The sequence below is a fragment of the Amycolatopsis sp. 2-15 genome (assembly GCF_030285625.1).
GTDB classification, from domain to species: domain Bacteria; phylum Actinomycetota; class Actinomycetes; order Mycobacteriales; family Pseudonocardiaceae; genus Amycolatopsis; species Amycolatopsis carbonis.
The window spans coordinates 5,576,576-5,588,773 of the sequence record NZ_CP127294.1 but is presented as its reverse complement, the minus strand read 5'-3'; the positions used below and the strand labels follow the sequence as shown (position 1 = coordinate 5,588,773).

At 71.4% G+C, this 12,198-nt stretch carries 13 protein-coding genes; 3 read left to right on the top strand and 10 right to left on the bottom strand.

Annotated features, from left to right (window positions below; genetic code table 11):
• Positions 1-7: 7 nt before the first annotated feature.
• Together QRX50_RS27745 and cmk are read right to left on the bottom strand one after the other, a co-directional pair.
• The gene (locus QRX50_RS27745; protein WP_285966088.1) at positions 8-667 is read right to left on the bottom strand and encodes a lysophospholipid acyltransferase family protein; all 660 of its coding nucleotides are present in this window, start codon (positions 665-667) and stop codon (positions 8-10) included.
• Entirely contained in the window at positions 664-1,380 is a 717-nt protein-coding gene (cmk, locus tag QRX50_RS27740; protein WP_285974580.1) for a (d)CMP kinase, read from the bottom strand. Before cmk ends, QRX50_RS27745 begins: the two co-directional genes overlap by 4 nt.
• A 304-nt stretch (positions 1,381-1,684) precedes the next feature.
• Here cmk and QRX50_RS27735 point away from each other — a divergent pair, with 304 nt between their 5' ends.
• Positions 1,685-2,053 carry a DUF4267 domain-containing protein gene (locus QRX50_RS27735; protein WP_285966087.1) on the top strand — a complete coding sequence of 123 codons (369 nt, stop codon included), beginning with the start codon at positions 1,685-1,687 and terminating at the stop codon, positions 2,051-2,053.
• Positions 2,054-2,063: 10 nt separating this feature from the next.
• Here QRX50_RS27735 and QRX50_RS27730 read toward each other — a convergent pair whose 3' ends face one another.
• On the bottom strand, positions 2,064-2,960 hold the full coding sequence (locus QRX50_RS27730; protein WP_285966086.1) for an alpha/beta fold hydrolase: 897 nt from the start codon (positions 2,958-2,960) through the stop codon (positions 2,064-2,066).
• A gap of 180 nt (positions 2,961-3,140) precedes the next feature.
• Between QRX50_RS27730 and QRX50_RS27725 the strand changes: the two genes are divergently transcribed.
• Both QRX50_RS27725 and QRX50_RS27720 read left to right on the top strand, forming a co-directional pair.
• Positions 3,141-3,623 carry a cation:proton antiporter regulatory subunit gene (locus QRX50_RS27725; protein WP_285966085.1) on the top strand — a complete coding sequence of 161 codons (483 nt, stop codon included), beginning with the start codon at positions 3,141-3,143 and terminating at the stop codon, positions 3,621-3,623.
• Positions 3,623-4,813, top strand: coding sequence for a cation:proton antiporter (locus QRX50_RS27720; RefSeq protein ID WP_285966084.1), 1,191 nt, complete (start codon positions 3,623-3,625; stop codon positions 4,811-4,813). The genes QRX50_RS27725 and QRX50_RS27720 overlap by 1 nt, the downstream gene beginning before the upstream one ends.
• A 51-nt stretch (positions 4,814-4,864) precedes the next feature.
• Here the strand turns inward: QRX50_RS27720 and QRX50_RS27715 are convergent, their stop codons facing one another.
• The 7 genes from QRX50_RS27715 to xerD form a co-directional block, all read right to left on the bottom strand.
• The gene (locus tag QRX50_RS27715; protein ID WP_285966083.1) at positions 4,865-6,769 is read right to left on the bottom strand and encodes a Xaa-Pro dipeptidyl-peptidase; all 1,905 of its coding nucleotides are present in this window, start codon (positions 6,767-6,769) and stop codon (positions 4,865-4,867) included.
• A gap of 107 nt (positions 6,770-6,876) precedes the next feature.
• Positions 6,877-7,629, bottom strand: coding sequence for a pseudouridine synthase (locus tag QRX50_RS27710; RefSeq protein WP_220241922.1), 753 nt, complete (start codon positions 7,627-7,629; stop codon positions 6,877-6,879).
• Positions 7,619-8,635: an SMC-Scp complex subunit ScpB gene (gene scpB / locus QRX50_RS27705; protein ID WP_434533146.1), complete on the bottom strand. Its 1,017-nt coding sequence runs from the start codon at positions 8,633-8,635 to the stop codon at positions 7,619-7,621. Before scpB ends, QRX50_RS27710 begins: the two co-directional genes overlap by 11 nt.
• Complete coding sequence (locus QRX50_RS27700; RefSeq protein ID WP_285966082.1) at positions 8,632-9,684, bottom strand: segregation and condensation protein A; 1,053 nt, start codon at positions 9,682-9,684, stop codon at positions 8,632-8,634. Before QRX50_RS27700 ends, scpB begins: the two co-directional genes overlap by 4 nt.
• Positions 9,684-10,085 (bottom strand): cobyrinic acid a,c-diamide synthase, encoded by a 402-nt coding sequence (locus QRX50_RS27695; protein WP_285966081.1) that lies wholly within the window; start codon positions 10,083-10,085, stop codon positions 9,684-9,686. The genes QRX50_RS27700 and QRX50_RS27695 overlap by 1 nt, the downstream gene beginning before the upstream one ends.
• On the bottom strand, positions 10,082-11,083 hold the full coding sequence (locus QRX50_RS27690) for a ParA family protein (RefSeq protein ID WP_285966080.1): 1,002 nt from the start codon (positions 11,081-11,083) through the stop codon (positions 10,082-10,084). Before QRX50_RS27690 ends, QRX50_RS27695 begins: the two co-directional genes overlap by 4 nt.
• Positions 11,084-11,207: 124 nt before the next feature.
• Positions 11,208-12,110 (bottom strand): site-specific tyrosine recombinase XerD, encoded by a 903-nt coding sequence (gene xerD / locus QRX50_RS27685; RefSeq protein ID WP_285974578.1) that lies wholly within the window; start codon positions 12,108-12,110, stop codon positions 11,208-11,210.
• Positions 12,111-12,198 lie beyond the last annotated feature (88 nt).

Genomic DNA, 12,198 nt, shown 5'->3' with positions numbered 1-12,198 from the left:
ACTTCACCTACGGCGAGCCGATTCGGTTCTCGGCGCGCCAATCGTCCAAAGTCTTCACGAGCCCCGCGAGCTGCAGGCGCAGCTCCTCGGTGCCCTCTTCCAGGCCGCTCCGGCCCGGGCCCACCTTCGGCGTGAACGGCTCCCCCACGAGGATGTCCACGCGCGGGCGCCAGCGCCGCTTCCCGTCCGCGGGCCTCAGCGTGCCCCGCGTCGCGACCGGCAGCACGGTCGCCCCGGAGGCACGGACCAGCCAGGCCGCGCCCTTCTCGGCCACGCCGACGTCTCCGGCGCCCCGGGTGCCCTCGGGGAAGATGCCGACGACCCCGCCGGCCTTCAGCACGCCGACCGCCGTCATCAGCGGGGTGCGGTCGATCTCGCCCCGCTTGACCGGGATCTGGCCGATCGCCCGCAGGAACCATCCCGCCGCGCCCTTGAACATCTCGGCCTTGACCAGGAACGCCGAACGCCGCGGCAGCATTCCGAAAATCAGCTGCGGCTCGATCATGGAGCTGTGGTTGGCGATCACCACGACCGGGCCGGCGTCGGGCATCCGGTCGCGCCCGTGCACGCGGATCCGGAAGACCGACCGCAGATGGTACCGCCCGAAGACCCGACCGGCGTCGTGCAGGAGGCCGATCGCACCCTCGGGGAGAGCGCCACCGGTCATGCGCGCGCCTCGGCCTCGGCTCCGGCGGGGCAGTCGTCGAGCAGGCCGCGGCGGCAGGCCAGCTCGGACAGCGCGACGATCACCTGGTCGATGGACAGCTCCGAGGTGTCGACCGGCACGGCGTCCGCGGCCGCGCGCAACGGCGACGTCGTGCGCGTGGAGTCGAGGCGATCGCGGCGTTCGACGGACTGGCGGGCGGCCTCGACGCTCGTCACGCGCCCGGCGGCGCTGTCCTGCCCGCTGCGGCGCGCGGCGCGGACGTCTGCCGACGCCGTGAGGTAGACCTTGAGCGGCGACTCGGGCGCCACGACCGTGCCGATGTCCCGGCCTTCCACGACGATGCCCCCGGTGTCGGCCAGCACGTCGGCGATGATCCGGCGCTGGCGGGCCACGAGCAGCTCGCGCACCTGCGGCACCGCGGAGACGGCGGACACGGCCTGCGTGACCTCTGGCCCGCGGATGTCGGCGGCCACGTCTTCGTCGCCGAGGCGCACCTCGGGCCGCTCGGGGCTGGTGCCGATGCTGAAGCGCACGTCGTGGGCGAGGTGACCGACGGCGTCGGTGTCGGCCGGGTCGGTGCCCGCGCGCAGCACGGCGAGCGTCACGAGCCGGTACATCGCGCCGGTGTCGAGGTAGCCCGCGCCGAGCCGGTCGGCGAGCTTGCGCGCGACCGTGGTCTTGCCGGTTCCCGACGGGCCGTCCAGCGCGACCACACCACGTAGGGCTCCCGTCACCGAAACTCTCCTCGCGTTCGTCGTGCCGTGTTCGATCGGCGTTGCGTGATCGGCGTTCATTCTGCCCGCCGCCCGGCACAGCCGGTGAGGCGGCTCTGCCGGGGTGTTCGCCCGGGTCGGGCAACCCGTCCGACAAACGCGCCAGGCCGGGCCGCTCAGCCGCCGGAGCGCGACACCAGCACGACCGGCCATGGGCAGTGTCACTAGCACAGCTAGACAATCTAGCGGCATTAAGTTAGCGTCGGCCCAGTTCCTAGCACCGCTAGATTTACTGGAGGGCCCCGTGCTCGTCGCCGCCTACGTCATCGCCGGAATCGTCGCGATCGGCATCGTCTACGTGGGGCTGAGTTACCTGCTGGCGCCGGAGAAGACCGCCGCCGGCTTCGGCCTCGCCACGATCCCGACCGGCACGACGGCGTTCTTCCACATCAAAGGCGTGCGTGACATCGCGTCCGGGCTGGTGGTGGGCGCGGCCATGCTCGCGGGCGGCCCGCACGTCCTCGGCTGGATCCTGCTCGCCGAGGCGTTCATCCCCGCCGGCGACATGCTGATCATCCTGCGCCACAAGGGAAGCCGGGCGATCGCGTTCTCCGTCCACGGCGCGACGGCGGCCGTGATGGTCGTGGCGACACTCCTGCTCGAACTCGCCTGACCGCGGCCGGTCAGCGGGTGCGGTCCAGCCAGCCGCTGATGCGGTCGTTGAGCTCCTTCGGCCGCTCGACGAGCATGAAGTGGCCGACGCCCTCGATCAGCTCCGACTCGGAGCCCGGCCCGCCGAACTCCTTCACCCGCTCGACCTGGGCCGCGGTCATGCCGTGGCAACCGTCGTTGGTGCCGTGCAGGTAGAGCAGCGGCTGGGGCGCGCTGCCACCCCACGCCGCCGCCTGCTCGGCGATCCACTCGGGGGTGCCGAAGCGCGTCGGGTCGAACTGGCCCCAGTAGTAGCCCAGTGCGGCGTGCAGGTGGTCGGGATCGGCGAGCGCGGCCCGGAGGTAGCCCAGGTCTTCGTCGGCCGGGTAACCGGGAGACCAGTCTCCCCAGATGTCGCGGATGAAGGCGAAGTCGTCCTGGCGGATCCGGTCCTCGATCACCCGCTGCATCTGGAAGTACCAGAAGTAGAAGCTGCGCTTGATCTGCGCGTAGGTGCCCAGGTTCTCGCCGAAGATCTCGAACGGCGGGATGTTGAGGATCACCGCGCGGCCCCACAGCTCGGGAGCGCGCCCGAGCGCGCCCCACGCCCCGACCGCGCCCCAGTCGTGCGCCACCAGCAGCGCGTCCGGACCACCGCCGAGCGCCCGCGTCAGCGCGATCTGGTCGGCGACCATCACGCTGGAGTGCACGAAGTGGCGCAGCGGCGGCAGTTCCGTCGGCGCGAACCCGCGCACGAAGGGCGCGACCGCGTGGAACCCGGCCGCGGCGAGCGCGGGCAGCAGGTGGCGGTAGGTGAAGGGCGTGTCCGGGAACCCGTGCATGCACAACGCGAGCGGGCCCTCACCGGCCTCGAGGTACTCGAACGTGATCCCGTTCGCGGTGACGCGGTCGCGTGCGAACTCGGCCATCGCGGCCTCCTCCCACCACGGGGAACCCTAGGTGAGCCCGGCCGGGGTGCTCCAGACCTGTTCGGGGCGGGAATTTCACCAGGGCCACCACGGTCGGCGACGCACGCGGCGGTCGTGACCAGTCGGCTGCCGGAGCTCGCCTGAGCCTCGCGAATCGGACAGTGGGCTACCGTGGCCGGTGTGAACGTGGAAGTGACTCCCCTGCCCGGAATCGGTGTCCGGAAGGACTTCGCCACGCGTGCGGGACGGCGCATCGGCGTCGTGACCCAGCGGGACGGCAAGATCGAGCTGATCGTGTCCAAGGCCGACGACGTCGACGCCTGCCTCGCCTCGCTGCCGCTCACCGCGGACGAGGCCGGCGCGCTGGCCAACCTGCTCGGCGCGCCGCAGCTCGTCGCACAGCTCACCGAAGAGCACCGCGAACTGCCCGGCATCCACACGCGCCAGCTGCCGATCACCGAGGACGGGCTGTTCGACGGCCGCACACTCGGCGACACGGCGATGCGCACCCGCACCAGCGTGTCGGTGGTCGCGGTGGCGCGCGCGGGCCAGGTGCACCCGTCGCCGACACCCGACTTCACCTTCACCGCGGGCGACCTGCTGGTCGCGGTCGGGACGTCCGAAGGTCTGGACGCCGCCGCCAAAATCCTCAAGCAAGGCTGATGGACCACACCGCGCTGTCCCTGATCGAACTCGGCGGGGTCTTCTTCGTGCTCGGCGTGCTGGGCAGGCTCGCCGGCCGGATCGGGCTCTCCCCCATCCCGCTCTACCTGCTCGGCGGCCTGTGCTTCGGCTCCGGCGGCCTCATCCCGCTCACCGACATCGGCGACTTCACGCACCTGGCCAGCGAGATCGGCGTGGTGCTGCTGCTCCTGCTGCTAGGGCTGGAGTACTCGGCGGCGGAGCTGTTCACGGGCCTGCGCCGCTCGTGGACGGCGGGCCTGCTCGACATCGTGCTCAACGCGCTGCCCGGCGCGGCCGTGGCGCTGCTGCTGGGCTGGGGCCCGATCGGCGCGATCGTGATGGCGGGCGTCACCTACATCTCCTCGTCCGGCATCGTCGCGAAGGTGCTCGGCGACCTCGGCCGCCTCGGTAACCGCGAAACGCCGGTGGTGCTGTCGATCCTCGTGTTCGAGGACCTCGTGATGGCGCTGTACCTGCCGATCCTCACCGCGATCCTCGGCGGCGTCAGCTTCCTCGGCGGCCTCGAAGCGGTCGGTATCTCGTTGCTGGTGATCACCGTGGTGCTGGTGATCGCGCTGAAGTTCGGCCGCTACGTCTCCGCGATCGTGGACAGCGACGACCGTGAGGTGTTCCTGCTCAAGATCCTCGGCGCCGCACTGCTCGTCGCGGGCCTCGCGTCGGCGATGCAGGTCTCGGCCGCCGTCGGCGCGTTCCTGCTCGGCATCGCCGTGTCCGGCTCGACAGCCCACAACGCCACGCGCCTGCTCGAACCCCTGCGCGACCTGTTCGCGGCGGTGTTCTTCGTGGTGTTCGGCCTGAACACCGACCCGGCGTCGATCCCGCCGGTGCTCGGCTGGGCCGTGGTGCTGGCGTTGGTGACCACGCTGACCAAGGTCGGCACGGGCTGGTGGGCCGCGCGAAGACAGGGCATCGGCAAACTGGGCCGCGCCCGCGCCGGCGCGGCCCTGGTGGCGCGCGGCGAGTTCTCCATCGTGATCGCCGGCCTCGCCGTCACCGCCGGCGCGGTCGACGGCGAGCTCGCCGCCCTGGCCACCGCCTACGTCCTGCTCATGGCGATCCTCGGCCCCACGGCGGCGCGGATCGTGGAGCCGGTGGCCCGGGCGCTGCAACGCAAACCGCGCGAGCAGCGGACGGAAGCCACCGCCTGACTCGTGAGCGGTGGCGCCGGCGAGAAACCGGCGTCACCGCTCACCAACCCATCAGCGCAGGTCGAGCTGCGGCCGGTTCGCCACCGACGACAGGGCGGTGCGCGGCAACGCCGCACCCGGGCCGGCCGGTGCGGTGCCCACCAGTGGCACCTGCACCGACGTCTTCGCGAGGTCGATCGTCAGCTTCGGGCCCTTCGCCGGGCCCGTGATGAAGTCGGCGTCGGTGCCGCCGATGACGAGCGCCAGCGTGTGGCTCGCGGGCACGACGTGGTCGGTGGTCGCCAGCCGGAAGGTCATCGTGTACGGCTTGCCGGGCGTGAGCGGCGACTCCTTGCTCAGCGACCGGTAGTTCGCCAGGTCCGCCCAGCCGCGGCTGATCACCGTGAAGCCGACGTTCGTGGTGTCGGCGCTGGTCACTTTGTAACAAGCGTCGTCGCCGGGCGCGGTGGAGCCCCAGCACGTCTCGGTGGTGCCGGTCTTGATGCCCTCGCCGCCCGCGGAGTAGTTGCGGATGCTGGCGGGCCCGTAGTCCACCAGCATCGCCGAGAGCCGGGCCGACGACGTGCTCGGCGTGGCCGTGACGGTGATCGACGACGTGCCCGAAACCTGCAACGGCGTGGAAAGCGAGCCGGTGCTGTAGAGCACGCGGTTGGGCGAGGTCGCCGACGGGGTGGCCGCCCAGCCGTTCTCGCTGCCGTCGAGGTTGTCGGTGAACGACGCCGTGCCCGACGTCGCCGCCGTGCTCAGCGTGCCGACACCCGCGGTGGCGCCGGCGTGCGGGCGCAGCGTGGTCGCCTTCACGCCCGCCGCCGGGTACGAGGACTGGTCGGCCCACTGGTCCGGCTGCCGCTCGACAGTCGCCATCGGCTGCGTCTCGATGCCGTTGTCGACGCCCATCAGGTAGTGGTCGAACCACTGGTGCAGCGTGTCCACCCACTCGGCGCGGCGGTAGTCGAACGGGTCGACGTGGCCGGTCTGCGCGAGCCAGATCTTGCGCTGCACACCGGCTTTCCCGAGCGCGTCCCACCACTGGCCGAAGTTGATCGTCTTCACGTTCAGGTCGTTCACGCCGTGCGAGACGAACACGCTCGCGTGCACGTTCTTCGCCTGCGCCGCGTAGTCGCGCTCGGCCCAGAACGGGCCGTAGTCGCCGTTGGCGGTGGCGCCCTTGGCGAGCTTCGCGTTCTGCGCCGAGCAGTCCTGGCCGCCGTTGCGCGTCTCGACGGTCTCGGCCAGCCCGTCCGGGTCGAAGCCGAACGACGCGCCGTCGGAACGGTAGTAGTCGTACCAGGAGCTGATCGCGGAGATGGGGACGATCGTCTTCAGCCCGGCGACGCCCGTGGCGGCCACGCCGTTGGCGATGGTGCCGTCGTAGGACTTGCCGATCATGCCGACGCCGCCGTCGCTCCAGCTCGCCGCGACCTTGCTTCCGCCGGATTTCGCGCTGTAGCCGGTGGCGCGCCCGTTGAGCCAGTCGACGACCTTCTTCGCCGACTGCACGTCGGACGCGCCGCCGACGTCGACGCAGCCGGTGGACCGGTTGGTGCCGGCCAGGTCCACGAGCACGACCGCGTAGCCGCGCGGCACGAAGTAGTTGTCGTAGTACAGCGGGAACCCGACCGGACGGCCCTGCTGGTCGTAGGTCTTGAACTCGCTCTCGTTGCCACGCCCGAGCGAGGAGTAGTACGGGCTGGCGTCCATGATCACGGGGATCTTGCGGCCCTGCGCCGCGGGTTCGGCCGGCCGCACGATGTCGGCGGCCACGCGGTCGGGTTTGCCGTCGCCGTCCCCGTCGCGCCCGACGTCGACCCACGCCGTTTCGCGGATCGCGCCGGCGAAGTCGTACACGGGTTCGGAGCCGACGGCGGGTCGTTGCGCCGCCGACGCCGCCTGCACCGGAACCACGAGCCCCGCGGCCACGACCACCGCCGCGCACAGCCCTCTGAACACCCGCATCCTGCGTCCCCTCCAGCCGTCTCGCCGAATTCGATCAAGCTAGGAGGACGCGGACGCGGTGCGCCAGGGCGGAAAGTGGGGACCGGAGCGGGAAACCCCCGAACGGCTTACAGGTCGACGTTGCGGTACAGGGAGCCGACCTCACCGCGGTTGAGCCGGCGGATCGTGCCGGGGCGCTGGGCGCCCAGCTGCACGTCGCCGATCGCCGTGCGCACGAGCTTGCGCACGGGGTGCCCGGTCGAGGCCATGAGCCGGCGCACGATGTGCTTGCGGCCCTCGTGGATCACGAGCTCGATCATGCTCCGGCCGGAGTGCATGTCCTTCACGCGGAACTGGTCGACCTTCACGATCCCGTCGGGCAGCTCCCAGCCCGCGCGCAGCTCCTTGCCGAGCCCGCGCGGCACGAGCCCCTCGACCTCGGCGAAGTAGGTCTTGAGCACGTTGTACGACGGGTGCATCAGCCGGTGGCCGAGGTCGCCGTCGTTGGTGAGCAGCAGCAGGCCTTCGGTGTTCTCGTCGAGCCGGCCCACGTGGACGACGCCGGGGGTCTCCTCCCAGCGGCCGCGCAGGTAGTCGCCGACGCACGGGCGGCCGCGGTCGTCCGACATCGTCGAGTGCACGCCCTTGGGCTTGTTGAAGGCGAGGTACACGAGGTCGTCGCGCAGGTTCACGCGCGTGCCGTCGACGTGGATCACGGCCTCGACCGGGTCGACGCGGCGGCCCAGCTCGGTGACGATCTGGCCGTCCACCTCCACCCGGCCCTCCACGATCAGGTCCTCGGCCGCGCGCCGCGAGGCGATGCCGGCCTGGGAGAGGACCTTCTGCAGCCGGACGCCGTCGGGGTGCTGGTCAGATGTCATCGATGGTGTCCACTTCGGGTAGCAGCGGAGCGATCGGGGGCAGGTCGTTCAGCGACGACAGCCCCAGTCGCTCCAGGAACAGCTCGGTCGTCACGTACAGCGTGCCCGTCGTCTCGGGGTCGGTCCCCATCTCTTCGATGAGGCCGCGGGCCAGCAGGGTGCGGATCACGCCGTCGACGTTGACCCCGCGCACCGCGGCGACCCTGGCCCTGGTCACCGGCTGCCGGTACGCGATCACGGCGAGGCTCTCCAGCGCGGCCCGGGTCAGCTTCGACCGCTGGCCGTCGAGCAGGAGCTTCTCCACGAACGGGGCGTACGTGTCCCTAGTGTAGAACCGCCACCCCTCACCGACGCGCCGCAGGTCGATCCCGCTGCCCCGCTCGGTGAGCCGCTGCGCCATCGTCCGCAGCGCGACGGTGACCCGCGCCACCGGCTGCTCCACGGTCTCGGCCAGCATTTGCTCACCCGCCGGCGAGTCGACGACGAGCAGCAGCGCCTCGAGCGCGGCCTCCAGCGCTTCGTCGGACGTCACATCGGGCAGGTCACTCGCGTCCCCGGCGGCGACGAGGTCTTCGTCCTCCGCCGGCGCGGGTTCGGCCTGCTCGCTGGCCTCGGAAGTCTCGGGGGTTCCAGGGCTCTCGGGGGTCTCGGCGTCGGAGTCGGTTCCCGGCCCGTCGCTCAGCTCAGCCGGCTCGGGCTCTGGGAGCGCCTCACCCGCCTCAGCGGTATCAGACCCGGTGGCGGCCTCGCCCTCGATCGCCTCAACGGCATCAGGCTCGGCCTCAACCTCGCTCGCCTCAGCCTCCTCAGGCGTGCTGTCGCCTTCGGCCGCTTCGCCGAGCACGCTGGACGAAGCCTCGGCCACGCCCTCCTGCGGCGACTCTTCCTGCGACTCCTCCGGCGCGGCACCGGGTTCGGCCGGCTCGGCCACCGACGTCTCCGTCGGCACGACCTCGTCGAGGTCGATCGCTTCCACGGCCGGCGCGCGGTCGTCTTCGGTGCTCACCCGTACTCCTCTTCGTCGGCCGCCGCGCGGTCGTGGTCCGCGGCGACCGAGGCCTCCGCGACGCTGCCGCCGGTCCAGCGCACGTGGAGCTCGGCGAGCGCCTCGAGCTGCTCGAACTGCACCGTCGACTCGCGGTACAGCTCCAGCAGCGCGAGGAACCGCGCGACGATCTCCACGGTGTGCTCGCAGTCCTCCACGAGCTCCTTGAACGTGGCCTGTCCCACCTCGGCGAGCTTGAGCCGCAGCAGCGCCGCGTGCTCGCGCACGGACACCCGGCCCATGTGCAGGTGCGCGAGCGACACCGTCGGCTTCGGCTTCGGCTTGAAGACCGAGACGGCGATGTCCGCGAACTTCTCCGGCGTCACGCCGAGCATCACCTCGGGCAGCAGCCCGACGTAGCGCTCCTCCAGCGCCACCGAGCGCGGGTAGCGCCGCAGCGCGCCCTGCTCCAGCTCGCCGAACAGCGCCGCCACCTGCTTGTACGCGCGGTACTGCAGCACGCGCGCGAAGAGCAGGTCGCGGGCCTCCAGGAGCGCGAGGTCGTCCTCGTTCTCCACCTCCGCCGAGGGCAGCAGCCGCGCGGCCTTGAGGTCCAGCAGGGTCGCGGCGATGACCAGGAACTCCGTGGTCTCGTCGAGGTTCCAGTCGGACCCGAGGGCGCGCGTGTAGGCGATGAAGTCGTCGGTGACCGTGTGCAGCGCGACCTCGGTGACGTCGAGCTGGTGCTGCGAGATCAGCTGCAGTAGCAGGTCGAACGGCCCCTCGAAGTTCTTCAGGCGCACCTTGAACTTCGAGGTGCTGAGCTCCTCGGCGTAGGCCGCCGGGATCGTCCCGCCGTGCACGGTCTCGTGCTCGACCGGCTTCTCCTCCTGGCCCGGCGCCTCTTCCGGGTCCGGACTCTCGCCCTGACCCGCACTTTCGCCCTGACCCGCCGTCTCGCTCCGACCCGAAGTTTCGTCCGGGCTCGGAGTCTGGTGCTGGATCGGCGTCTCGGTACCCGGGGCCGCGGCGTCCGGCTCCGGCTGCTCGGCCGATGCCGGTTCGTCCATCAGCCCTCGGTTCCGCCTTCTTCTTCCATCGCCTGCAATCGCTGGACCAGCACCGAATCCTCGCCGCGCTGGTCGAAGTCCGCGATCAGCACCGCCACGGCCTCGCGCACCAGGCGGCCGCGGTCGACCACGAGGTTGTGCTTGGCCCGCAGGTTCAGTCGGGTCTGCTCCATCGCGAGCAGCTCGTCACCCGAGACGTACACGGTGATCTTCGCGTCGTGCTTCGTGCGGCCGGAGCCGCTGCGCGCGGCGGCGCGGCTGAGCTGGTCGGCGTCCGCGCTCTTCTTCGGGAGCGGTTCGGCCGGGGCAGGCGCCGCCGGGCGCTCGATTGCCGGGCTGGCAGGACTGGAGGTGAGGCGGAAGAGTTCCGACGCTCCGGGCAGGGAAGCGCGCCTGCTCACCGAGCGATCACCTCGCGAGCCAACGCGCGATAGGCTGCCGCGCCGGCCGACTTGGGGGCCCAGGTCGTGATCGGCTCACCCGCGACCGTCGTCTCGGGGAACCGCACGGTGCGGTTGATCACCGTGTCGAACACGATGTCGCCGAATGCCTCCACCACGCGAGCCATGACCTCCTTCGAGTGCAGGGTTCTCGGGTCGTACATCGTGGCGAGAATCCCCGTGATGTCCAATTTGGGGTTGAGGCGTTCCTGCACCTTCTCGATCGTGTCGATCAGGAGCGCGACGCCTCGCAGACTGAAGAACTCGCACTCCAGGGGGATGATCACACCGTCCGCGGCGGTCAATGCGTTCACCGTCAACAGGCCGAGCGAGGGCTGGCAGTCGACAAGAACATAGTCGTAGTCGTTCATGACCGGACGAAGGACCCGTAACAACGTGTGTTCGCGCCCTACCTCTGCGACGAGCTGGACCTCCGCCGCGGACAGGTCGATGTTGCTCGGCAGCAGGTCAACGCCGTCGACGCGGGTTTTGCGGAGCACGTCCTCGATGCCGACGGAGCGCTCCATGATGACGTTGTAGACGGTCTGGTCCAGCTCGTGCGGCTGGATGCCGAGACCCACCGACAGGGCGCCCTGCGGGTCGAAGTCCACGAGCAGCACCCGGCGCCCGCACTCGGCGAGCGCCGCGCCCAGGTTGATGGTCGACGTGGTCTTGCCGACGCCGCCCTTCTGGTTGCACATGGCGAGTACCTTGGCCGGGCCGTGGTGGTCCAGCGGCGCCGGTTCGGGGATCTCGCGCAGCGGCCGTCCGGTGGGGCCGATGCCGCTCTCTTCGCGCTCCTTGGCGCGCGCCCGGGCTCTCTCGGCGCGGCTCAGGCGCGGGCTTTCGGACTCGTCGCCGTCGTGGTTCGCGGGGGTGGCGATCTTCGCCTGGGAGAGGTTCGCCGCGGCCGAACCGGCGGACGCGGCCGGGCGCTCCGGCTGGTTCGGTGTCGACATGGCGGGAAAGCTCCTTGTTTCGGCGGTCCCGGGCAGCCTATGCGGGGAGTCGGAGCCCCGGCAAAGCGCCGCGCCGGGCCGGTCGCGCGAAGTCACCACTGGTGGCTGATGCCCTGAGGCCGGTTCAGCCCAGTGCGCGCGGGTGCGCAGTGGCGTAGACCTCGCGCAGCGTGTTGACCGTGACGAGCGTGTAGACCTGCGTCGTCGTCACCGAGGCGTGGCCCAGCAGCTCCTGCACCACGCGCACGTCGGCGCCGCCTTCGAGCAGGTGCGTGGCGAACGAGTGGCGCAGGGTGTGCGGCGAGACGTCGGCGGTGATCCCCGCGCGTTCGGCGGTGTCTTTGAGGACCTGCCACGCGCTCTGCCGGGAAAGCCTGCTGCCGCGCACGTTGAGGAACATCGCGGACGTGCCGCGCCCGTGCGCCGCGAGCACCGGGCGCGCCCGCACGAGGTACGCGTGGAGCGCCTCCACCGCGGGGCGGCCGATCGGGACGAGCCGCTGTTTGCCGCCCTTGCCATCGAGCAGCACCGTGCGGTCGGTGTCGTCGACGTCGTCCACGTCGAGCCCGACGGCTTCGGAGATCCGGGCGCCGGTGGAGTAGAGCAGCTCGAGCAGCGCCCGGTCGCGCAGCGCGCGCTCGCCGTCGGGCGGCGGGGTCTCGAGCAGCTTGAGGACATCGGTCACGGGCAGCGCCTTGGGCAGCCGCTTCGCCGCCGCGGGCGGGCGGACCTCGCGGGCGGGGTCGTGCTCGGTGATGCCGTCGGCGTGGGCGAACTTGTGCAGCCCGCGCACGGCGACCAGCGCCCGCGCGGCCGAGGACGCGGCGAGCGGCCGGTGCTCCTCGTCGCCTTCGCGCAAGGCCGCGCCGAACGACGTGACGTGCGCCGGGGTCACGGCCGGGAACCGCGTGACGTCCGCGGCGGCGAGGTGCGCGGCGTAGCGGCGCAGGTCGCGGGCGTAGCTGTCGAGCGTGTTGCGGGCGGTGCCGCGCTCGACCACGAGGTGGTCCAGGTACGCGGCGATCACGTCGCCCACCGCGGTCCTGCCCGTGCCCGTCACGGGGTCACACTCTAGGCGGCCGGGCCGTCCGTGCCCGCCGACGCGCGGCGGGCAC